Source organism: Pseudomonas sp. FFPRI_1 (assembly GCF_055384485.1).
The window spans coordinates 4,877,124-4,897,795 of record NZ_AP029168.1 but is presented as its reverse complement, the minus strand read 5'-3'; the positions used below and the strand labels follow the sequence as shown (position 1 = coordinate 4,897,795).

Genomic DNA, 20,672 nt, shown 5'->3' with positions numbered 1-20,672 from the left:
GGATGAACAGGGCTTGCAGAGTGCGAGTTCCTCGGCTAAATGGAAATTGCCCAGTCTTTGATGGTTTCTATAAAAAAATGCATACCCCTGCGGACACTCCCCCCAACTGGGACTGGTACCGGACCTTTCTCGCGGTCCTGGACAGCGGTTCCCTGTCTGCCGCCGGCCGCGCCATGGGCCTGACCCAGCCCACGGTGGGGCGGCACATCGATCAGCTGGAAGCGGCCCTGGGCCTGAAGCTGTTCACCCGCTCCTTCGACGGTTTCGCCGCCACTGAAGCGGCGCTGGAACTCAAGCCCTACCTGCTGCAAGTGGCGGCGGGCGAGGCAGCCTTGCGCCGAGTGGCCAGCAGCCATGGCGCCGCTGTGCAGGGCAGTGTGCGGATCTCGGCCAGCGAAATCATTGGCGTCGAGGTACTGCCGCCGATTCTCGCCACCTTGCGCCAGCAGCATCCGCAACTGGTGGTGGAGCTGGTGCTGTCCAACCGTGCCGACGACCTGTTGCAACGCCAGGCGGATATCGCCGTGCGCATGTTCCGCCCGACCCAGGAAGCGCTGCTGGTGCGCCGGGTCGCCGACATCGAACTGGGCCTGCATGCCCACCGGGACTACCTGGCACGCCAGGGCACGCCGCGGGAGCTGGAGCAGTTGGCCGAGCATGGGTTGATCGGTTTCGACCGTGAGACCGCGTTTATCCGCCGCATGCAGCAGCAATACCCGCAGTTCAACCGGGGTGCTTTCGCCTGGCGCAGCGACAGTGACCTGGCGCAGTTGGCGGCATTGCGCGCGGGGTTTGGCATTGGCGCCTGCCAGGTGCGCCTGGCCGATAACGATCCGCGCCTGGTGCGGGTCCTAGCGGAGCAGTTTGCACCGCGCCTGGAAACCTGGGTGGCGATGCATGAGGACCTGCGCGACAGCCCGCGCTGCGCGGTGACCTTCGCCGCACTGGCGCAAGGGCTGGCGGCCTACGCCGAGGGCGGTTGACGGCCGGGAGGCAGAAGCCGCTTGTCAGCGGCTGCCTGTAGGGGTTTATCATACGCTGTATGTTTAGGCTTTCAGGAGGCAACGCCCATGGCATTCGGCAAGGTTTTCATCGCCACTTCGGTGGATGGTTTCATCGCCCGCAACGACGGAGCCATCGACTGGCTGCCCAGTGGCGAATCCGGCGAGGACTACGGCTACGGCGCGTTCATGGCATCGGTGGACGGGATTGTCATGGGCCGTGCGACTTACGACAGCGTGCTGGGTTTCACCCCCTGGCCGTTCGACAAGCCGGTGGTGGTGCTCAGCCGCACCCTCGGCGCGCAGGACCTGCCCCAGCGCCTGGAAGGCAAGGTGCGGATCAGCGCGGTGCAGCCGCTGGAACTGGTGGCGCAGTTGCAGGCCGAGGGCTGGAAAACCGCCTACATCGATGGCGGCACGCTGATTCAAGCCTTTCTCCAGGCCGGCCTGATCGATGAAATGACCCTGACCCGGGTGCCGGTGCTGCTGGGCACGGGCCGCCCGCTGTTCGGCGCACTGCCCCAGGACCTGCGCCTGCACTGCATCGACTCCAGGCGGTATGCAGACGGGCTGGTCAGCACCCGCTACCGGGTGGAACGGGACGGCGCCCATGGCTGACCGACCCAAGCGCAGCGGCCGTCCCGCAGCGGGGCGCGAACTGAGCCTCGATCAGGTTCTCGACGTCGGCCTGGAACTGCTGGAAGAACTGGGCCCCCAGGGTTTCGGTGGCCGGGCCCTGGCGCGGCAACTGGGGATCACTCCGATGTCGGTGGCCTACCACGTGGGTGACCAGCGCAACCTGATGCGCCTGCTGGTGGAACGGGTGCACGCCGAGCCGCTGGCGGAACCGGACCCGCCGTTGCCGCCCGCGGGCCATATCCAGGCGCTGCTGGAGGCATACATGAGCCGGGTCCGCCGTCACCCGGCGCTGACCCTGTGCATCCTCGGTGACCCGCAGCTGTTCGGCGGTTCCCTGGCCGCCTTCAGCCAACGCCTGCGCCAGGCAGTGCGGGCCTTCGATGCAGACCCGGTGCTGTTCGACCTGCTGGTGGACTACAGCCATGGCCACGCCCTGGCGCTGGCCCTGGCCGGGGAGGACGCGCAGGCGCTGGAGGGGGCTTTCGAGGCGGGGCTGCGCCGCTTGCTGCGCTAAGCCGCTGTTTGCAGGGCGCCGGCGAGCATCGCGGCGAACCGCTGGGCCGGCCATTCCTTGCGGTCCGACACCTGGCCGTCGCCGACCTCGACCAGGCGCAGCACGCCGTCGGCCCGCAGCACCAGATCCACCGAGAAGAACCGACTGTCGATCAGCGCTGCGCATTCGTGCACCAGTGCCGGTACTTCACCGCTGGCGCCGTAGGCCTGGCCGTGGAGCACGAAATAGCGGCGCTCGGTGTCATCCAGATACTCCTCGCGACGCCTGACGCAGACACCGCCCTCGATCTGGCCGCGATACTGGCGCATGCGCTCGATCAATGGCGCGATGTCCGCCGGGGAGTCCACCAGGCTGCCGCTGCCGGTGTTCAGTGATTTGACGTAGTCCTTGATGAAGTACCCCGGCCAGTGGAGGTCCGCCAGGGCCTGGGTGAAGTCGGCATCGGCCGTCAGCACCCGGGTTTCGCAGGTGAAGCGGGCCAGCCGTGGATACCACTGCGGCAAGTGGTGGCAGCCCCGGTAGTCGGCCACCTGGGTGAAGGCGTCGGCGCCCAGGCGCTGCAGCTGCGCCACCAGTTCGCCGTAGCCTTCGGGCGTCAGCATCCAGCCGCGGTACAGCACCTGGCTGCCTTCTTCGATGGCCGGCCGCGGCCGGAAACGGCCGCTCTCGAAATCCTCGAAGCAGAACAGCGAAGCGCTCAGGCCAGCGGCCAGAATCGCCTGGTATTCGTCGAGGTATTGCTCGTCCGGGCGCTTGGGGTCGAAGGGGTCGCTGGGGTACAGAAGGTGCATGGCGAGTCCTGCCAGTGAGGGTTTGCCCGGGTCCATGGACGCCGGTGAAGTGGCACGGTGGCCGATGATAACGGGATTCTCCCGGGCAATCCTCTGGGCTCGGATGTTCGTTACATCCCTGCACCTTTGTTCACAGAAAATCACCAGAGCACGACAGATTCCAACACCGCTGCTGGGGATACTGGCGCCTGCTCCGCTGGAGCGCCAAGGACCGACGCGACTGGAGAACCCCATGCGTACACTGTTGACCGCCGTGCTGATCTCGACCCTGGGGGTGGCCTTTATGGCTCGTGCCGACGCGCTCCCGGCATTCCCCGCGGTGTTCGCGGACATCCCGGCCGACCAGCCCGGGTGCGCCGCGGGGGTGATGCGTGGCGGCCAGCTGATCTGGAGCGCGGGCTATGGCGCCGCCAACCTGGCCAGCGGCGCGGCGATCCAGGCCGACACCCGGTTCAACCTGGCGTCGGTGTCCAAGCAGTTCACCGGTTTCGCCATCCTCCAACTGCAAGCCCAGGGGCGCCTGAGCCTGGAAGACCCGGTGCGGCGTTTTCTGCCTGAGCTGCCGGCCTATGCCCAGGGCGTCAAGATCCGCCACCTGCTGCACCACACTTCCGGGCTGCAGGACTACATGCTGCTGGCCGAGCTGGCGGGGATTCCCCTGACCCAGCGCTTTACCCAGCAACAGGCACTGGACCTGCTGGTGCGCCAGGACAGCCTGATGTTCACGCCCGGTAGCGAATTCAGCTACAGCAACAGCGGTTACCTCCTGCTGTCGAGCATCGTCGAGCGAGCCAGCGGCTTGCCGCTGAAGCACTACTCCCGGGCGAACATCTTCCTGCCCCTGGGCATGGATCACTCAAGCATCGTCGACCAATACCCGGTGCAGTTGCCGAACCTGGCCCGGGGCTATGAACCGGACGCGCAGGGCAAGGCCTATGTGGCGGTTGAGGCGCGCTGGGAACAGACCGGCGACGGCCAGGTGCACAGCAACGTGGCGGACCTGATGCGCTGGCTGCGCAACCTCTCCACCGGGCGGGTCGGGGGCAAGGTTCTGGTGGAGAACATGCGCCAGACCGAGCCCTTCAACGACGGTGACCCGGGCTACTACGGCGCGGGCCTCGCCAACCGCAGCTACCGCGGCCTGCAAGAGCTGTCCCACAGCGGCAGCTGGGCCGGTTTCAGCACCGATGTGGCCTGGTACCCCAAGCTCGACGTGGCCACTGTGGTCCTGTGCAATCTGGACGATGGCCGGGCCTCGGAGCGCGGTCACCAATTGCTCGATACCCTGCTGGGCTCGCCGGCGCCGTCTGGGGAAGCGGACATTCCGGCGCCCCCCCCGAGCATCCGGGCACTGCCCAAGGCCTCGCTGAAAACCCTGGTGGCCGGCACCTACCTGGGCGATGGCGGCCATCAGTTGCAGCTGCGGCGCAGCGGCAAGGAGTGGATCCTGGAAACCTTCCCCGACGTCCTGCCGCTGACCCGGCAGAGCGATGAGGTACTGGCGGCAGACAACGACGGCACCCCGATCTACCTTGCGGCGACCTCGGGAGGGCGGATCGCGCTCAACAACCCGGCCTCGACCTATGCCCTGGCCCCGGCCTGGAAGCCCGAGGATATTCGCCCCTACGTCGGCCTCTATGCCCTGCAGACCAGTCCCGGGCAACTCAAGGTCTATGCCCGGCACGGCAAGCTCTATATGCGAATCGGCCAGTACACCTACCCAATGCAACCTTTGACCGCAGAGCGTTTCAGCGCCGGAGAACTGGGGGTGATCAGCTTTGCCGAGGAGCGGGCGGTGCTGACCAGCAGCGTGGCGCGCCATCTGCGGTTCAGGAAGGTGCCGCTGCAGTAAGGTCTCGGTCGCGAGGGTTTGCCTCCTTCACACCCGCCGACTGCGCACCAGCAGCCACAGCAAGTAAAAGCCCCCCAGCAAGCCGGTCATCAGGCCGATGGGCAGGTTGGCGTGGAAGGCCAGGCGCTGGCTCAACAGGTCTGCGGCCAGGAGCAACACTGCCCCCATCAGCGCTCCCGACACCAGCGGCACTTCGGCGCAGCGGGTCAGGCGCCGGGCCAGTTGTGGGCCGGCCAGGGCGACAAAGGCGATGGGCCCCGCAGCGGCGGTGGCGATGGCCGTCAAGCCGACAGCGGCCAGGACCATGACCAACCGTGTGCGCTCCACGGCCACGCCGAGTTGGGTGGCGGTGGCGTCACCCATTTCCAGCAGGTTGATGCGCCGGGCGTGGTACAGGGCGATCGGTGCGATGGCCAGCAAGCCCAGGGCTGCCGGCAGCACATGGGACCAGGTGCGGGTGTTCAGCGAGCCGGCCAGCCACAGCTGGGCGAACATCGCCTGGTCGAGGTTGCCGGTCACCAGCAGGATGTTGTTCAGGCCCGACAGGCTGGCGCCTACGCCAATGCCCACCAGCACCAGGCGATAGCCGCCGCTGGTGCGTCCCTTGCGCGCCAGCAGCAGCACCATCAAGGCGGTGCACAGGCCGGCAGCGACCGCCGCCAGGGAGGTGGCCAGGGGCCCTGAATCGAACAGCATGATCTGCACGATGGCGCCACTGGCGGCACCGGTGGTAAAGCCGATGACGTCCGGCGAGCCCAGGGCATTGCGGGAGATCGACTGGAAGATCGCTCCGGCCATGCCCAGGGCCGCGCCCACCAGGGTGGCGGTGAGCGCCCGGGGCAGGCGCACGCGCTGGATCACGCGCTGGGCGGTAGGGTCCTGGCCCTGGCCCAGCAGGCTGCTCAGCACTTCGCTCGGCCCCAGGGCCAGGCTGCCGGTACCCAGCAGCAGGGCCCAGAGCAACAGTACCAGCAGCACCAGAACCCCACAGACCGCAATGCTGCGCGGACGCCAGCGCAGCGACAGGGCACCCAGGCGCAGGGCGTTGCGGCGCATCACAGGCGGCTCAGGCGAAAGCGCCTGACCAGGACAATGAAGCACGGGCCACCCAGCAGCAGGGTGATGATTCCGGCGGCGATTTCCTCCGGCGCCGCCAGCACCCGGCCGAGCACGTCGGCCCCCAGCAGCAGGCCCGCGGCCAACAGCGCCGAGTAGGGCAGGATCCAGCGGTAGTCCGGGCCCACCAGCATCCGCGCCAGGTGCGGGGCCACCAGGCCGATGAAACCGATGGGCCCGGCCACGGCGGTGGCCGCGCCGGCCAGCAGCATCACCGCCAGGCAGGCCAGCAGCCAGGTCAGGCGCAGGTTGACCCCCAGTGCCCGGCCCAGGTCGTGGCCCAGGGCCAGGGCGTTGAGGCGCGCGGCGATGGCCAGGGCAGCAGCCAGGCCGCAGCCAATGGCCAGGGCCGGAATGTGCAGCAGGCCAAAACCGCTGCCGGCCAGCGAGCCGGAGGCCCAGTGACGGAAATGGTCGAAGACCTCGGGTGGGCTGTTGAGCACGATGATCCCGGTCAGTGAACCGAGCATTACCGACAGCCCGGCTCCGGCCAGCACCAGGCGCACCGGGTTGGTCCCGGTCTCATGGGCCTGGCCCAGGACGAACACCACGATCCCGGCCAGCCCGGCGCCGAAGAACGCGCACCACAGGTACTGGGCCATGCTCGTCAGTTGCAGCAATGCCACCCCGCTGATCACCGCCAGCGCGGCGCCGGCATTGATGCCCAGCAGCCCCGGTTCGGCCAGGGGGTTGCGGGTCACCGCCTGCATCACCGCACCGGCCACGCCCAGGGCCAGCCCCGCCAGCAGGGCCACCAGGGTGCGCGGCAGGCGCAGCTCCCGCAGGATCAGGTGCTGGTCGTTGTGCAGGTCAGGGGCGGCCAGGGCCTGCCAGGTCACGTCCAGGGCAATGGCACGCGAACCCGTGGCCAGGCTGAGCAGGGCCAGCAAGACCAGCAGCGCGAGCCCGGCCAGCAGGCCCCAGGTGCGTGCACGCTGGCGGCCCGATAGCGACAGAGCGGGGCGGGCGAGGGGGGCGAGCAGGTTCATGTTTCAGCGAAAGTGCGCGGCAACGGCGTCGATCATCTGCCGTCCTGAGTAATAGTCGATGCGAAACGAACTGGGCCCGAGGGCGTACACCCGCTGGTTGATCACCGCCGGCAGGTTGGCCAGCACCGGGTCGGCGAGAAACGCCTGCACGTCGCTGTCAGTGGCACTCAGCAGGAACACGCTGTCGCCGGTGATCGCTGCCGGCAGGTTCTCCCGGGAAATGAACTGGAAGTCCGAGGCCCGGGTGACCTTTGCCGCCAGCGCCTGGGGCAGTTCGGCAACGGTGAAGCCCAGGCTGCTCAACAGCCGCGCCTGGGGGCTGCTCAGGCGGCCGATGGAGTAGCTGCCGGCGATGTTGTAGCCGACCACGCTGACCGGGCCAGTGGCCGGGGTGATGCTGGCGGCGGTGCGCGCGGTGTACTGGTCGAAGCGCTGGATCGCGGCCTGGGCCTGGTGTTCCAGGCCGGTGTGCTTGCCCAGTTGCGTGGCGATGTCCTGCCAGCTCTGGTTCGAGTAGTCGACCACCAGGGTGTTGATGCCCTGGGCCTGCAGTTCGCTGCGATGGGCGATCACGCTGTCGGCACCGGTGGCAGAGACCACCAGCAGGTCGGGGTCGCTGGCGATCACCGCCTCGATGTCGAACTGCAGGTTGCGGTACAGCACCTGGACCCCTCGCTGCTCGGCCACTTGCGCCCATTGCGAGAAGAACCCGCGCTCATCGGTGAGGCGGCTGGGAGTAGTGGCGGCGCTGGCCAGCAGCGGCGCGTCCATGGCCAGCAGGATCCCGGTGACACTGGGGCTGGTGGAGACGATCCGCGCAGGAGTGGCAGGGGCGGCGCAGGCAAGGTGGCCGGACAGGGCCAGGACCGCTGCGCAGAGCAGGCGGGCGGGAAGGCGTGGGTTCATCATCGATCCGTTGGGCGGTGGATGGGGGCAGGTGGGGCCCGTTTGACAGCAAGCGAAGGGCCGGGACGGCGGAACGCATATGCTAATGCTTCTCATACAATGTGTTCCATATTGTAGAATCCATTCCGCAATTGCAATACTGCAAGCGCTTGTCCCCCAAGGAAAACCTCTCCATGACTCACCGTTTGCACGTGGATGCCGTGACCTTGCGCTACGACGCACGGACCATCTCCCAGGACCTTTCCCTGGCCATTCCCGACGGCTCGTTCACGGTTATCGTCGGGCCCAATGCCTGTGGTAAATCCACCCTGCTGGCGGCCTTGTCACGGCTGTTGACCCCGGCCAGGGGCCAGGTGGTGCTGGACGGCAAGGACATTCGCCAATTGCCGGCCCGGGAGGTGGCCCGGCGCCTGGGCCTGCTGCCGCAAAGCGCCCTGGCCCCGGACGGCATCACCGTGGCCGAGCTGGTGGCGCGCGGGCGCTATCCCCATCAGTCGCTGCTGCGCCAGTGGTCGAAAGAGGATGAGCAGGCGGTGCTGGGGGCGATGGCCGCGACCCGGGTCGGGGACCTGGCCGAACGGCTGCTGGACGAGCTGTCCGGGGGGCAGCGCCAGCGGGTGTGGATTGCCATGGTGCTGGCCCAGGACACGCCGATCCTGCTGCTGGACGAACCCACCACCTACCTGGACATCGTCCATCAGATCGAGCTGCTGGAACTGCTGGCCGAACTCAACCGCCAGGGACGCACCATCGTTGCGGTGCTGCACGACCTGAACCAGGCCTGCCGCTATGCCAGCCACCTGATCGCCCTGCGAGGCGGGGCGATTGTGGCCCAGGGTGCACCTTCGGCCATTTTCACCGAGGCCCTGGTGGCGCAAGTGTTCGGCCTGGACTCGGTGATCATTGCCGACCCGGTCAGCGGCACGCCGCTGATGGTGCCCAAAGGACGGCTCGAGGCAAGCGTCACCACGAGCGCTTGAAGCCCGGATGTGGCCGGGCTCAGCGGCGGGGCGGCAGTGGAGCTTGAGGGATCCGCTGACCGCCGGTGGCCTGGTTGACCAGAGTGGCCTGGTGAAACAGCGCATCACGGTCTTCCGGTGCCTGCAGTTGTCCCAGGTCGGTGACCGTGGTCATCACACAGACGATTTCCTGCTGGGCGTCGAATACCGGAGCGGCCTGGCCGGTGACATTCGACAGCAGGTGGCTGGTGAGCTCGGCCCAGTGCGTGCGGCGAACCTCGTCCAGTACCGCGCTGCCGGGCGGGGTGCCGCGAAAGTGCGCAGGCTGCTGCTTGCGCGCGGCGTCGATGGTGGCCTTGGGCAGGAATGCCTGGAACACCAGGCCGCAGGCAGTGTTGTCGATGGGCAGGATGTCCCCCAGGGCCAGGGGGTTGATCGAGAAATAGGCGCTGCGATACCAGCGCACCAGGGTCGGCCCGCGGTCGGTCCAGATCGCCACGCCGCCACTGGCAGCATGCCGCTGGGCCAGGGCTTTCATGTGCTGGGCGGCGATGTCCACCGCGTCGATGCGCTTCAACGCGCCGATGCCGATGCTCAGGGCGGCCGGCCCCAGGTCATACAGGCCGCTGACCGGATCCTGCTTGGCCAGCCCTTCCTTGACCAGGCTCTGCAGATAGCGGTGCGCGGTGGAGCCGCCGGTGCCGGTGCGCCGGGCCACTTCGCCCAGGGCCAGCTCGCCTTCGGCGTTGGCCAGGGTGTTGAGAAAACGCGCGGCGATCGACACCGACTGGATCACTCCGGAGCGTTTTTCCGGTGGTGAATCCTGGGTCTCGTCCAGCAGGGTCTGCGAAGTGTTCAACGGCTTGGTCTCCTCACCAAAGTCTGGCGGCGGTCATGGCGCAGGCTGCGGCCCGCGCAGCGATGGCGCTCGCGGCGGCCATGATACCGGTTCTGCCCGCCGCCAGGGACGCTCGAATGCGTCAGGGCCAAGAGTGTAGACGATTCCATTTTGCAGAATGAATTCCTCATTGAGGAATGTGATGGCTGCGTGATAGCCTAATCGTGAAAGAGGATCATTCTCATTTGGAGGGAGGCCTTGATGGCCCATACGCATCGCACATTCAGTCACGGTATTGGCGTTTTCACCCTGTCCACCCTGTTGGCGGCCCCGCCGCTGATGGCCGAGGAATCCGCGGCCGGGCAAAAGGCCAGCCTGGCCCTGGATGCCCAGGTGGTGACCGGCGAGAAGCTGGAGCGCGGGATGAAGAACACGGCCTCGTCGGTTTCCATCATCAGCGACAAGGACATCGACCAGAACAAGACCGGCGATGCGTCGGTGTCCGAGGTCATCAACGGCATTCCCAACGTGATCTACACCGACTCGGTGGGCGCGCCGATCATCCGCGGCCAGGACACCCAGGGGCCGAACAACGGGCAGAACGTGTTCTGGGGCGGCACCGTGCCCCGGGCCACCATCAACCTCGACGGGCACTACCTGAACTACAACGAGATGTTCTTCGGCGCGACCTCGGTCTGGGATGTGGACAGCATCGAAGTCTTCCGTGGCCCGCAGACCACCTCCCAGGGCGCCAACGCGATTGCCGGGGCGATCATCGTCAACACCAAGAACCCGACCTTCACCCCCGAGGCGGCCTACCAGGCGGAGATCGGCAGCTATCAGACGCGGCGCAGCTCGGTGGCGGTGTCCGGGCCCCTGGCCGAGGATTTCGCCGGACGCCTGGCGGTGGACTATTCCTCCCGCGATACCTTCATCGACTACGACAACCCGCGCTTCCAGGGCAGCGGGACCGACCAGGATTTTCGCAACCTCAACGCCCGGGCCAAGCTGCTGTGGCTGCCGACCGATATCCCGGGCCTGGAAAGCCAGTTCACCTTCTCCCACACCGACAGCAACCGGCCGAGCCAGGAGGCCGCCTCGGCCCCGTACCACAAGCTCGACCACCGGACCACCACCATGCCGTCCTGGGAGCAGGACACCAACACCAGCATCCTCGATGTCTCCTACGACCTGGGCAACGGCCTCAAGCTGTTCAACCAGGCGCAGTATTCGCTGTCGTCGGTGCAGCGGGTCACCGGCGCGGCGGGCGAGGGCGACGCGCGCATCCACCAGAAGAACGGCTCCAACGAATCGCGCCTGACCTTCGGCAGTCAGCAAGATGTGCTGAGCGGCATGGGCGGCGTCTACGTCGCCCGCACCCGCACTGACGAAACCCTGAACCTGATGGGCCGCTCGGCGTTCGACGACACCAAGACCAACCTCGGCATCTTTGGTGAACTGAACTATCGGCTCAGTGATCTCTGGACCCTGAGCACCGGCCTGCGCTATCAGGAAGACCGGGTCGAGCGCACCGGCAACTCGGTGCTGGCACCGCGGGCGCTGAACTACGACAAGACCTTCTCGGCCCTGCTGCCCAAGGTGTCCCTGGCCTATGCGGCAACACCGCAGTGGACCGTCGGTGGCCTGGTCAGCCGCGGCTACAACCCGGGAGGCGTGTCGCTCAACCTGTCGACCCGGCAGTGGGCCTACTTCAAGGAGGAGTCGATCTGGAACTATGAACTGTTCAGCCGTGCGAGCCTCCTGGACGACCGCCTGCTGATCAACACCAACCTGTTCTACATGGACTTCAAGGACGCCCAGTACAACATTCCGGTGGTGATCTCCCCGGGGGTTGCCCAGTCCTACACCATCAACGCCGAGAAGGCCCACGCCTATGGCCTGGAGCTGGATTTCGACTATCGCCTGCTGGACAACCTGCGCCTGAAGGCCAGTGCCGGGACCCTGCGTACGCGCATCGACAAGATCTCCAGCAACGCCGGCTATGCCCACAACGAGTTCGCCCGCTCGCCGGGCTACACCCTGAGCTTCGGCCCCAGCTGGGACATCACCGAGCGCCTCAACCTCAATGCCCAGGTGCGCTACCTGGACGGTTACTACTCGGATGTGGCGAACACTTCCAGCTATTCGGTCAAGCCCTACACCCTGACCGATGCGCGCATGAGCTATCGCTTCAGCGAGCAGGTGCAGCTCTACGGCTACGTGAAGAACGTCTTCGACGACCGCTCGCCCACCTACATGCAACAGAACCGTGGCATTGGCGGGATCGAGGCCAGCATGACCCAGCCGCGCACCCTCGGCATCGGCGTCAAGGGCAGTTTCTGATTGCACCACGACTCAAGGCCGGCGCCCCTTCGAGGGCTGGCCGGCTGACCTTGCAGCACAGGAGATTGGCAACAGATGAGTACTCGCAAACGCCTGCATATCGGCATGTCCCTGGCCCCCACCTGGCTCAGCGGCGATGCCTGGCGCCAGCCGGACAGCAATATCGAAGGTATCTACAGCGCGGACTTCGCGGTGGACATCGCCAAACGCTCGGAGGCCGCCCACCTGGATTTCGTGTTCCGCCCGGATGTCAGCTGCCTGAACATGGAAGGGCTGGAAAGCGGCTCGGGGTTTGCCAGCCTCGACCCCACGGTGCTGCTGGCCGCCGTTGCCCGGGAGACTTCGCACATCGGCCTGGTGTCCACGGTGTCCACCACCTTCTTCCCGCCCTACGTGGTGGCGCGCCAGTTGCAATCGCTGAACTGGGTGAGCAAGGGGCGCGTCGGCTGGAACATCGTCACTGCCTTGCAGGGCCATGAGAACTTCGGCCTGGAGGCCATGCCCAGCGCGGATGAGCGCTATGCCCGGGCAGCGGAGTTCACCCGCCTGGTGCATGACCTCTGGGCCAGCTATCCCGCCGAGGCGCTGTTGCTCGACCGCGACAACGGCCGCTACGCTGACCGTTCCAAGGTGCATCCGGTGGACCATGACGGGGCGCACTTCAAGGTCCGTGGCCCGCTCAACCTGCCGGCCTACGGCGGCGCGCGCATCCCCCTGATCCAGGCCGGCGCCTCGGACACCGGGCGCGACTTCGCCGCCTCGGTGGCCGACCTGGTGTTCGCCCCGACCCCGGACAAGGACGCTGCCCTGGAGCTGCGTCGCGACCTGTCCCGGCGGGCCCAACGTCACGGCCGCGCGCCCCAGGACATCCGCCTGTTGCCGGGCCTGAGCCTGTACCTGGCGCCGACCCGGGAGGCGGCCCGCGAGCTGTTCATGCAGACCCACGGGCGCCCGGACAATGCGCGCAAGTTTGCCTCGATCAAGCAGATGATCGGCCTCGACCTCAGCGATTGGCCCCTGGACCGGCCGGTGAGCGCCGCGGACCTGCCGGCCCCGGCCGCCAACCCCGACAGTCGCACCCACACCAACCTGCTGCGGCGCCTGATCGAGCGCGAGACCCTGCGCCTGGACGAACTGCTGCTACGTCCGGAAGTGATTTCCGCGGCCCACTGGCAAGTGATCGGCACTGCCGAGGACGCCTTTGAACAGATCCTCGATTGGGCCGAGGCCGGCGCCATGGATGGCTTTATCGCCGCACCGGGGGGCTCGATCCGTTCGATGCACATTTTCCTGGAACAGGTGATACCGATGCTGGTGGAAGCGGGGCTGTTTCGCCAGCGCTATAGCGGCACGACGTTTATCGAGCACCTGCAAGAGCAGGATTGACCCGGGGCCAGGGACAAAACTCCGGCCTTGGGTGACGGGCGCTATGGTTGTTTCTACACAACGTGCGCCCGGATCATGCCGGGCAATCCTAACCCTGAAGTCAATAAAAGGAACGCTCCATGAAAGTCAGTGCACGCAACGTGTTCAAAGGTCGGGTCAGCCAGGTCGAAGAGGGCTCGGTCAACGCCGAGGTGGTGCTGTCCCTGGACGGTGGCGAGCAACTGGTGGCGGTGGTGACCCTGCAGAGCCTGCGGACCTTGGGGATCGCGCCGGGCACCGAGGCCCTGGCCCTGGTCAAGGCGCCCTGGGTGATGCTGATGACCGATGCCCAAGGCATTCGCCTGTCCGCGCGCAACTGCCTGCAGGGCAAGGTGATCAGCGTTACCGACGGTGCGGTGAATGCCGAAGTGGTGCTTGAGCTCAGCGGCGGCAGCCGGGTGTATTCCATCGTCACCCGCGACGCGGTGACCGAGCTGGGCCTGGCCCCGGGCGTTAGCGCCACGGCGGTGATCAAGGCTTCCCACATCATTCTTGGCGTGTCTGCCTGAGGCTTGCCGGTACTCGCCTCAGCGTTCGTCCAGCAGTCGTTGGCCCCGCGCTCAGTGACTGCTGGATGGCTCGATCGCCTGCGCGCCGTCTTGCTGCTGCGCGGTCTCGGCGTAGTGGGTGGTGCCGATGAACAGGTACATGGCCGGCACCATGAACAGGGTCAGCAGGGTGCCGATGGACAGCCCGGCAAAGATCACCAGCCCCATGTCGTGGCGGCCCGCCGCGCCGGCGCCGGAGGCCCACACCAGCGGCACCACCCCCAGGACCATGGCTGCGGTGGTCATCAGGATCGGCCGCAGGCGCACCGCGGCAGCTTCTTCGATGGCTTCGCGCTTGCTGTGGCCGGCGCGCTGCAGTTCGTTGGCGAACTGCACGATCAGGATCCCGTGCTTGGTGATCAACCCCAGCAGCGTCACCAGCCCGACCTGGGTGTAGACGTTGATCGAGGCAAAACCCATGGTGATGAAGGCCAGGGCGCCGAACAGCGCCGGCGGAACCGAAAACAGAATCACCACCGGGTCGCGGTAGCTCTCGAACTGGAACGCCAGGGCCAGGTAGACGATCAGGATCGAGAACAGCAGCAGGCCGACAAAACCGCCGGATTCCTGGATGAACTGCCGCGACTCGCCGGCATAGTCGGTGGAGTAACCGGACGGCGCCACTTGTTCGAGAATGCCCTTGAGCCTGGCCAGTAGCTCGCCCTGGGACACGCCGCTGACCCCGGACAGGGTGGCCGAGTTGAGCTGCTGGAAGTGGTTGACCGACTCCGGCTCGGTGGAGGTCTCGATATGGGCCACGGTGCGTGCCGGGATCATGGTCCCCGATGGGGTGCGAATGTAGTAGTCGAGGATCTGCTCGGGGTTCAGCCGGTCCACCTGCAGCACCTGGGGAATCACCTTGTAGGAGCGCCCGGCCGTGGAGAAGTAGTTCACGTAGTTGCCCCCCAGGGCCGCCGACAGCGCCGCGCCGACGTCGGCCTGGGTCATGCCCAGGGCGGCGATCTTTTCCCGGTCCACCACCAGCCTGGCCTGGGGTTTGTCGAGCTTGAGGTCGAGGTCGGAAAACCAGAACAGCTGCTGCTTGGTGGCTTCGGCCAGCACCGCCTGGGCCACTTCGTTGAGGTTGGCCACCGACTCGGTGGTGCTGATCACGAACTGCACGGGCAGGCCCTGGGCGCCGGGCAGCGAGGGCAGGGGGAAGGCAGCGATGGTGGCGCCGGGCACCTGGTTCCACTTCTGTTGCAGGTCGAGAATCAACTGCGCCTGGGAGCGGTCACGGTCCTCCCAGGACTTGAGCAGCACCCCGCCCAGGCCCTGGTTCAGCGACGGCAGGCCGGTGAGCTGGAACATCTGCAGGTACTCGGGCTCCTTGTTGGCGATCTGGAACGCCTGGTCGGCAATCCATTCCATCTGCTGTGGCGAGGCGGTGGGCGCGCCCTTGATCTGCATGAACACCAGGCCCTGGTCCTCGGTGGGCGACAGCTCGCTCTTGGCGGTCATGCCGCTGGCGGCCACCAACAGGAACAGCAGGAAGCCGAAGGTCACCAGCACCGGCCAGCTGTCCAGCCCGGCGGCCAGCACCCGGTGGTAGCGGCCCCGCAGCCAGTCGAAGTAGCGGTCCAGGCGCTTGGCGAAGCGGCCTTCCTCCTGGCCGCTGTTGAACAGCCGCGAGGTCATCATCGGCGACAGGGTCAGGGCGATCACCGCCGACACCGTCACCGCCCCGGCCAGGGAAAAACAGAACTCCTTGAACAGCGCCCCGGTCAGGCCGCTGCGCAGGCCGATGGGCACGTAGGCGGCAATCAGCACCACGGTCATGGCGATGATCGGCCCGCCCAGTTCACGGGCCCCCAGCAATGCCGCCGCCAGTACGCCCCGGCCTTCTTCCTTGATGTGCCGGTCGACGTTTTCCACCACGATGATGGCGTCGTCCACCACCAGGCCGATGGCCAGCACCAGGGCCAGCAAGGTCAGGAGGTTGATCGAATACCCCAGCAGGTACATGACGAAGAAGGTGCCCACCAGCGACAGCGGGATCGCCACCAGGGGCACGATCACTGCGCGGAACGAGCCGAGGAACAGGTAGATCACCACCGAAACGATGATCATGGCTTCCACCAGGGTCTTCACCACCTCGAAGATCGAGGTGTTGATGAAGGCCGTGGAGTCGTAGACGATCTCGCCGCGCACCCCGGCGGGCAGTTGCGACTGCAGGTCGGGGAACACTTTGCGCACGTTGTCGGCGACGTTGAGGATGTTCGCGGTGGGCGCGGCCTTGATGCCGATGAACACCGAGCGCTTGCCGGAGAAGGCCACGCTGCTGTCGTAGTTTTCCGCCCCCAGGGTGACGTTGCCCAGGTCCTCGAGGTACACCAGGGCGTCGCCATTGTGCTTGACCACCAGGCGCTTGAATTCGTCCACCGTGTGCAGGTCGGTGCCGGCGGTGAGGTCGACGGTGATCATCTGCCCCTTGGTGGAGCCCACGGCGGACAGGTAGTTGTTGTTGCCCAGGGCACTGGCCACGTCCTGGGCGGTGACGTTGTGCGCCGCCAGCTTGTCCGGGTCGAGCCAGGCGCGCAGGGCGAACTGGCGGCCACCGAGGATCTCCGCGGTCTGCACCCCTTCCAGGGAATCGAGCTTGGGCTTGACCACCCGCACCAGGTAGTCGGTGATGTTGTTGGTGGCCAGGGTGTCGCTGTAGAACCCCAGGTACATGGCGTCGGTGGTCTGGCCCACCGCGACCGTCAGCACCGGTTCCTGGGACTGGGCCGGCAACTGGTTCTTCACCGAGTTGACCTGGGTGTTGATCTCGGTCAGCGCCTTGCTCGAGTCGTAGTTCAGGCGCAGGGTCGCGGTGATGGTGGAGAGCCCGGTGATGCTGGTGGACGACAGGTAGTCGATGCCCTGGGCCTGGGCAATCGCCGCTTCCAGGGGCTGGGTGATGAAGCCGGCCACGGTGGCGGCGTCGGCACCGTAGTAATAGGTGCTGATGGTGACCACGGTGTTTTCCGTGCGCGGCCACTGGTTCACCGGCAGTTCGAAGATCGAGCGCAGGCCGAGGATCAGGATGAACAGCGAGACCACCACGGCCCAGACCGGCCGCTTGATGAAGGTATCGGTGAAGTTCATGGCGGGCCCTAGCGCTCTTGCGGCGTCGGCGAAGGATCGTTCAGGGGGGCGTGGCTGTTGTCGACCTTGATCGGCGAGCCGTTCTTGAGCTTCATCTGGCCACTGGTGATCACCAGGTCGCCTTCCTTGACTCCCGACAGCACCGCCACCTGGTCGCCACGCTTGGGGCCGGTTTCGATAAAGGTCTGCTGCGCGGTGAGCAGCGTGTCGCCCTGGTCGTTGTTCTGCTGGCTGGCGATGAACACCGTGGTGCCGTAGGGGTTATAGGTGACTGCGGTCTGGGGCAGGGTCAGGTAGCGCTGGATGCCGCCGGAGGCCACCACGGCCCGGGCGAACATGCCGGGCACCAGGCTGCGCTGGGGGTTGTCGATGGTGGCTTCGACCGTGACGTTGCGGGTGTTGGGGTCGAACTGGGTGTCGATGGAGCTGACCCGGCCGGTGAACGTCTGCTTGGGCAGGCCGTCGGCGCTGACCGTGACGCTCTGGCCCAGGGCCACCTGCTGCAGCTGGGTCTGGGGCACGTTGAAATCGATGTAGATCGGGTCGAAGGTCTGCAGGTTGGCGATCTTGTCTCCCGGGTTGAGGTACTGCCCGGGGTTCACCGAGGTGATGCCGATGCGCCCGGCAAAGGGCGCGCGGATGCTCTTTTTCGCCACCAGCGCGCGTTGCTGTTCGGCGGCAGCGAGCTTGGCCTTGAGGTCGGCTTCGTCGGCCTCGACCTGGGCCTGGGACACCGCGCTCACTTTCAGTTGTGCCCGGTCGCGCTTGAGCACCGTGCCGGCCAGGGCCGCGGTGGCTTCCAGGGAGTGCAGTTGGGCGATGTCGGAATCGGCATTCAATTGCACCAGCAGGTCGCCGGCGGCCACTTCCTGGCCGGGCTTGAAACCGATGCTGCGCACAATGCCGCCGACTTCGGTGGTGACATCCACCCCGCGCACGGTCTTCATCGAGCCGACGGCGGAGACGCTGGGCTGCCACTCCTCGTACTGGGCCTTGAGGGCGGTGACCACCGCCGGTGGCAGGGGCACCTTGGCCTGGGCGATGAGCTTGGAGATCTGCGCGAACTTGACCCCGCCGATCACCGCGACAATCAGCAGCACCACGCCGAGCATGATCAGCATCGGCCGCAGCAGCCGGCGCTTGCGCGGCGCCTGGGGGGCCGTAGCCGGGGGCACGGTGGAAGGGCTGGAGTGGACGTCGGCCATGGCGGATCTCACTTAGGGCAAGGGTGCAGGTCGAAGGGGCGGCGCGGCGGCTTGGGGGCGCGCGCGTTGACTCGCTGCTGGCGGGTACAGTTCTTTGAGTGACGGCCAGCCGAAGCGGTCAGGGCTGCCGAGGCTGCGCGGGTCGACATCCTGGCGCTGCCACCAGCCACCTCCCAGGGCCTGGAACAGCGCCGTGGTGTCGCTGTAGCGGGCGGCCTGGGCCCGCACCCGGCTGACAATCGCGTTCTGGTAGGTCTGTTGCGCGGTCAACAGGTTCAAGTAGCCCACCGCGCCCAGGCGGTACTGGGCCTGGGCCAGGTCCAGGCTCTGGCGCGCGGCTTGTTCCGCGGCCACTTGCTGTTGCAGGGCTTCGGCGTCAGCCTGCAGCGCCCGCAGGGCATTGGCCACATCCTGGAAGGCGGCGAGCACCGTGCCGCGATAGCGCGCGGCGGCCTGGTCATAGGCGGCCACCGCGGCGCGCTTGCGATGCTCCAGGGCGCCGGCATCGAACAGTGGCTGGGCGATGGACCCGGCCAGGCTCCAGACCCCGGTGCCGGAGGAAAACAGCTTGGTGCCAGCCAGCGCCGTGGAGCCCAGGGAGCCGGTGATGCTGAACTGCGGCAACTGATTGGCCAGGGCCACGCCGATATCGGCGCTGGCCTGGTGCAACTGCGCTTCGGCCGAGCGCACATCGGGCCGCTGCTCGACGATGGCCGAAGGCAGGCTCAGGGGCAGTTCCTCGGGCAGGTGCAGGGACGCCAACTGAAAGTGTTCGCCGGGCTCCTGGCTGGGGAAACGGCCCAGGTAGGCCTGCAACTGGTTGCGGGTCTGGGCCAGCTGTTTCTGCAAGGGCGGCAGGCTGGCGCGGGTCTGGGCCAGGGTCGCTTGCTGGGTCAGCACGTCGCTGTTGCCGATGGCGCCCAGTTGATGTTGTGCCTGCAACAGATCGAGTTGCTCGCGTTGCAGGCGGATCACGGTTTCGCTGGCGGCGATCTGGTCGCGCACCGAAGCCAGGCTGATGACCGTGTTGACCAGGTTGGCGCTCAGGGTCAGGTAGGTCGCTTCCAGCTGATAGCGCTGGTACTCGGCCTGGGCGCCGCTGGCCTCGATTTGCCGGCGCGTAGCGCCAAACACGTCAGGGGCGTAGGACACACTCAGCGAGGCCGAGTTGACCGTGAAGATCTGCGCCGCGGAGCCCCCGGCCGCTGCGCCGCTGGAGCCCAGGGCGCTGGCGCTGGACACTTTCTCGCGGGTCTTCGAGGCCGAGGCGCTGAGGGCAGGGAACAGCGACGCCTGTTCGGCATACAGCAGCTCATTGGCCTGGCGCAATGCGGCCTGGGCGCCCTCGATGTCCGGGTTGGCCCGCAGTGCCTCCTGCACCAGGGCATCGAGCTCCGGGGAGCGAAACAGTGCCCACCATTGCCCGGGAATATCCATGCCGCTCACCAGTCGCTGCGCGGCGCCGCCGCTGGCAATCGGCGCCGCCGCGGTGACCGCCGGCAAGGGGCTGGCGCTGTAGCCGGCAGTGTCCGCGAGATCGGGGCGCACGAAGTCCGGCCCCACCGCACAACCGGCGAGGACTGCGATACAGATCAGGTTCAGGGGCGAGCGGGCGAGCAATAGAACAGATGGGGGCCCAGCGGGGTCTCGACCGGTGTCCTCATCCTGACGAGGGCGCCGGCCGCCAGTGGCTACAGGCGGCAGCTGTGGTTTGTTCATATTCTCTCTGGTCGAGCGATCCGTGAGTGGGTTCAACGGGAATATGCAGACCGGCGCAACGGTTGGACAGGCGCCCCCTCGAGCACTGGGCAGCGCGAGGTGCAATGAACGTTAATGGATGAGTCAGCTAACCGCCAATAGACGAAATCTTGTGCTGGGCGGTGATCAGTGGGCTGGGGCTATCCTGCTCGCTGCCGTGGGATGGCCAACCTGTAGCGGGGTCGGCGCAGGTGGCAGGCACAGGCTACCAGTGATCGAACAGCTGCTTGACCTGGATCGTCTCGCTGCAACGCAGCAGCGCCTGGCGAAAGCGCGGGTTGGCGAACAGCCGGGCGGCGTCCGCCAGCAGGTCCAGGTGTTGCTGGTCGGCGGGGGCGGGCACCAGCAGCACCAGGATATCGCTGACCGGCTGCTGGTCTTGGGCGCCAAAGGCCATGGCGGTTTGCGGTCGCAGGTACAGCGCGTGGATGCGCTCGAGCTCGGCCAGCCGCGCATGGGGCAGGGCCACGCCTTCGCCGATCGCCGTACTGGCGGCCAGTTCCCGGCGCCACAGGCTGGCGGTGACCCCGTCCGCCGGCAGTTGCCGGGTCTCTTGCAGGTGCCGGCCGACCTGTTCGAACAGGCGCTGTTTGCTCGACAGATTGACGTCCAGGAGGATGTCTTCGACCTGCAGGTAACGGGCAAGCTTGCTCATGGGCTGCTCCGGGAATGGCGGGAGGCTTTCAGGTGCGTCTCAA

At 66.9% G+C, this 20,672-nt stretch carries 17 protein-coding genes; 8 read left to right on the top strand and 9 right to left on the bottom strand.

Annotated features, from left to right (window positions below):
* Positions 1-77: 77 nt before the first annotated feature.
* From ACZ5BO_RS21730 to ACZ5BO_RS21720, 3 genes are all read left to right on the top strand, one after another.
* Entirely contained in the window at positions 78-983 is a 906-nt protein-coding gene (locus ACZ5BO_RS21730; RefSeq protein WP_025129724.1) for a LysR family transcriptional regulator, read from the top strand.
* A gap of 87 nt (positions 984-1,070) precedes the next feature.
* Positions 1,071-1,619, top strand: coding sequence for a dihydrofolate reductase family protein (locus ACZ5BO_RS21725; RefSeq protein ID WP_464696426.1), 549 nt, complete (start codon positions 1,071-1,073; stop codon positions 1,617-1,619).
* Entirely contained in the window at positions 1,612-2,154 is a 543-nt protein-coding gene (locus ACZ5BO_RS21720; RefSeq protein ID WP_025129726.1) for a TetR/AcrR family transcriptional regulator, read from the top strand. Before ACZ5BO_RS21725 ends, ACZ5BO_RS21720 begins: the two co-directional genes overlap by 8 nt.
* Here the strand turns inward: ACZ5BO_RS21720 and ACZ5BO_RS21715 are convergent.
* Complete coding sequence (locus ACZ5BO_RS21715; protein WP_464696425.1) at positions 2,151-2,945, bottom strand: ATP-grasp domain-containing protein; 795 nt, start codon at positions 2,943-2,945, stop codon at positions 2,151-2,153. The genes ACZ5BO_RS21720 and ACZ5BO_RS21715 overlap by 4 nt on opposite strands.
* A gap of 232 nt (positions 2,946-3,177) precedes the next feature.
* Here ACZ5BO_RS21715 and ACZ5BO_RS21710 point away from each other — a divergent pair, with 232 nt between their 5' ends.
* On the top strand, positions 3,178-4,797 hold the full coding sequence (locus tag ACZ5BO_RS21710; protein WP_464696424.1) for a serine hydrolase domain-containing protein: 1,620 nt from the start codon (positions 3,178-3,180) through the stop codon (positions 4,795-4,797).
* 27 nt (positions 4,798-4,824) lie between these two features.
* Here the strand turns inward: ACZ5BO_RS21710 and ACZ5BO_RS21705 are convergent, their stop codons facing one another.
* From ACZ5BO_RS21705 to fepB, 3 genes are read right to left on the bottom strand one after another with little or no spacing between them, the layout of a single operon-like run.
* Complete coding sequence (locus tag ACZ5BO_RS21705; RefSeq protein WP_025129729.1) at positions 4,825-5,853, bottom strand: FecCD family ABC transporter permease; 1,029 nt, start codon at positions 5,851-5,853, stop codon at positions 4,825-4,827.
* Positions 5,853-6,902 (bottom strand): FecCD family ABC transporter permease, encoded by a 1,050-nt coding sequence (locus tag ACZ5BO_RS21700; protein WP_464696423.1) that lies wholly within the window; start codon positions 6,900-6,902, stop codon positions 5,853-5,855. The genes ACZ5BO_RS21705 and ACZ5BO_RS21700 overlap by 1 nt, the downstream gene beginning before the upstream one ends.
* Before the next feature lie 3 nt (positions 6,903-6,905).
* Complete coding sequence (gene fepB / locus ACZ5BO_RS21695) at positions 6,906-7,811, bottom strand: Fe2+-enterobactin ABC transporter substrate-binding protein (protein ID WP_464696422.1); 906 nt, start codon at positions 7,809-7,811, stop codon at positions 6,906-6,908.
* Positions 7,812-7,981: 170 nt separating this feature from the next.
* Between fepB and ACZ5BO_RS21690 the strand changes: the two genes are divergently transcribed.
* The gene (locus ACZ5BO_RS21690) at positions 7,982-8,788 is read left to right on the top strand and encodes an ABC transporter ATP-binding protein (protein ID WP_464696421.1); all 807 of its coding nucleotides are present in this window, start codon (positions 7,982-7,984) and stop codon (positions 8,786-8,788) included.
* 19 nt (positions 8,789-8,807) lie between these two features.
* Here ACZ5BO_RS21690 and ACZ5BO_RS21685 read toward each other — a convergent pair whose 3' ends face one another.
* Positions 8,808-9,605: an IclR family transcriptional regulator gene (locus tag ACZ5BO_RS21685; protein WP_177330297.1), complete on the bottom strand. Its 798-nt coding sequence runs from the start codon at positions 9,603-9,605 to the stop codon at positions 8,808-8,810.
* A 258-nt stretch (positions 9,606-9,863) separates the two neighbouring features.
* Here ACZ5BO_RS21685 and ACZ5BO_RS21680 point away from each other — a divergent pair, with 258 nt between their 5' ends.
* The 3 genes from ACZ5BO_RS21680 to ACZ5BO_RS21670 all read left to right on the top strand — a co-directional run bounded on the left by ACZ5BO_RS21680 (position 9,864) and on the right by ACZ5BO_RS21670 (position 13,882).
* Complete coding sequence (locus ACZ5BO_RS21680) at positions 9,864-11,948, top strand: TonB-dependent receptor (protein WP_025129734.1); 2,085 nt, start codon at positions 9,864-9,866, stop codon at positions 11,946-11,948.
* Positions 11,949-12,023: 75 nt separating this feature from the next.
* Positions 12,024-13,334: an NtaA/DmoA family FMN-dependent monooxygenase gene (locus ACZ5BO_RS21675; protein ID WP_464696420.1), complete on the top strand. Its 1,311-nt coding sequence runs from the start codon at positions 12,024-12,026 to the stop codon at positions 13,332-13,334.
* Between the two features lie 119 nt (positions 13,335-13,453).
* A complete protein-coding gene (locus ACZ5BO_RS21670) occupies positions 13,454-13,882 on the top strand; it encodes a TOBE domain-containing protein (protein ID WP_025129736.1) in 429 nt (142 codons plus the stop codon).
* A 51-nt stretch (positions 13,883-13,933) separates the two neighbouring features.
* Here ACZ5BO_RS21670 and ACZ5BO_RS21665 read toward each other — a convergent pair whose 3' ends face one another.
* The 4 genes from ACZ5BO_RS21665 to ACZ5BO_RS21650 all read right to left on the bottom strand — a co-directional run bounded on the left by ACZ5BO_RS21665 (position 13,934) and on the right by ACZ5BO_RS21650 (position 20,629).
* A complete protein-coding gene (locus ACZ5BO_RS21665) occupies positions 13,934-17,011 on the bottom strand; it encodes an efflux RND transporter permease subunit (RefSeq protein ID WP_464696418.1) in 3,078 nt (1,025 codons plus the stop codon).
* A gap of 8 nt (positions 17,012-17,019) precedes the next feature.
* Positions 17,020-18,132, bottom strand: a complete 1,113-nt coding sequence (locus tag ACZ5BO_RS21660) for an efflux RND transporter periplasmic adaptor subunit (protein ID WP_464701335.1) — start codon at positions 18,130-18,132, stop codon at positions 17,020-17,022.
* A gap of 96 nt (positions 18,133-18,228) precedes the next feature.
* Positions 18,229-19,935, bottom strand: coding sequence for an efflux transporter outer membrane subunit (locus ACZ5BO_RS21655; RefSeq protein WP_464696417.1), 1,707 nt, complete (start codon positions 19,933-19,935; stop codon positions 18,229-18,231).
* Between the two features lie 244 nt (positions 19,936-20,179).
* On the bottom strand, positions 20,180-20,629 hold the full coding sequence (locus ACZ5BO_RS21650) for a PTS sugar transporter subunit IIA (RefSeq protein ID WP_464696416.1): 450 nt from the start codon (positions 20,627-20,629) through the stop codon (positions 20,180-20,182).
* Positions 20,630-20,672 lie beyond the last annotated feature (43 nt).

Coding starts and splice junctions, on each gene's coding strand:
- ACZ5BO_RS21655 (WP_464696417.1), bottom strand. CDS start 19,935: ATGAACAAACCACAGCTGCCGCCTGTAGCCACTGGCGGCCGGCGCCCT.
- ACZ5BO_RS21715 (WP_464696425.1), bottom strand. CDS start 2,945: ATGCACCTTCTGTACCCCAGCGACCCCTTCGACCCCAAGCGCCCGGAC.
- fepB (WP_464696422.1), bottom strand. CDS start 7,811: ATGATGAACCCACGCCTTCCCGCCCGCCTGCTCTGCGCAGCGGTCCTG.
- ACZ5BO_RS21705 (WP_025129729.1), bottom strand. CDS start 5,853: ATGCGCCGCAACGCCCTGCGCCTGGGTGCCCTGTCGCTGCGCTGGCGT.
- ACZ5BO_RS21650 (WP_464696416.1), bottom strand. CDS start 20,629: ATGAGCAAGCTTGCCCGTTACCTGCAGGTCGAAGACATCCTCCTGGAC.
- ACZ5BO_RS21690 (WP_464696421.1), top strand. CDS start 7,982: ATGACTCACCGTTTGCACGTGGATGCCGTGACCTTGCGCTACGACGCA.
- ACZ5BO_RS21675 (WP_464696420.1), top strand. CDS start 12,024: ATGAGTACTCGCAAACGCCTGCATATCGGCATGTCCCTGGCCCCCACC.
- ACZ5BO_RS21720 (WP_025129726.1), top strand. CDS start 1,612: ATGGCTGACCGACCCAAGCGCAGCGGCCGTCCCGCAGCGGGGCGCGAA.
- ACZ5BO_RS21700 (WP_464696423.1), bottom strand. CDS start 6,902: ATGAACCTGCTCGCCCCCCTCGCCCGCCCCGCTCTGTCGCTATCGGGC.
- ACZ5BO_RS21670 (WP_025129736.1), top strand. CDS start 13,454: ATGAAAGTCAGTGCACGCAACGTGTTCAAAGGTCGGGTCAGCCAGGTC.
- ACZ5BO_RS21730 (WP_025129724.1), top strand. CDS start 78: ATGCATACCCCTGCGGACACTCCCCCCAACTGGGACTGGTACCGGACC.
- ACZ5BO_RS21725 (WP_464696426.1), top strand. CDS start 1,071: ATGGCATTCGGCAAGGTTTTCATCGCCACTTCGGTGGATGGTTTCATC.
- ACZ5BO_RS21660 (WP_464701335.1), bottom strand. CDS start 18,132: ATGCTGATCATGCTCGGCGTGGTGCTGCTGATTGTCGCGGTGATCGGC.
- ACZ5BO_RS21665 (WP_464696418.1), bottom strand. CDS start 17,011: ATGAACTTCACCGATACCTTCATCAAGCGGCCGGTCTGGGCCGTGGTG.
- ACZ5BO_RS21710 (WP_464696424.1), top strand. CDS start 3,178: ATGCGTACACTGTTGACCGCCGTGCTGATCTCGACCCTGGGGGTGGCC.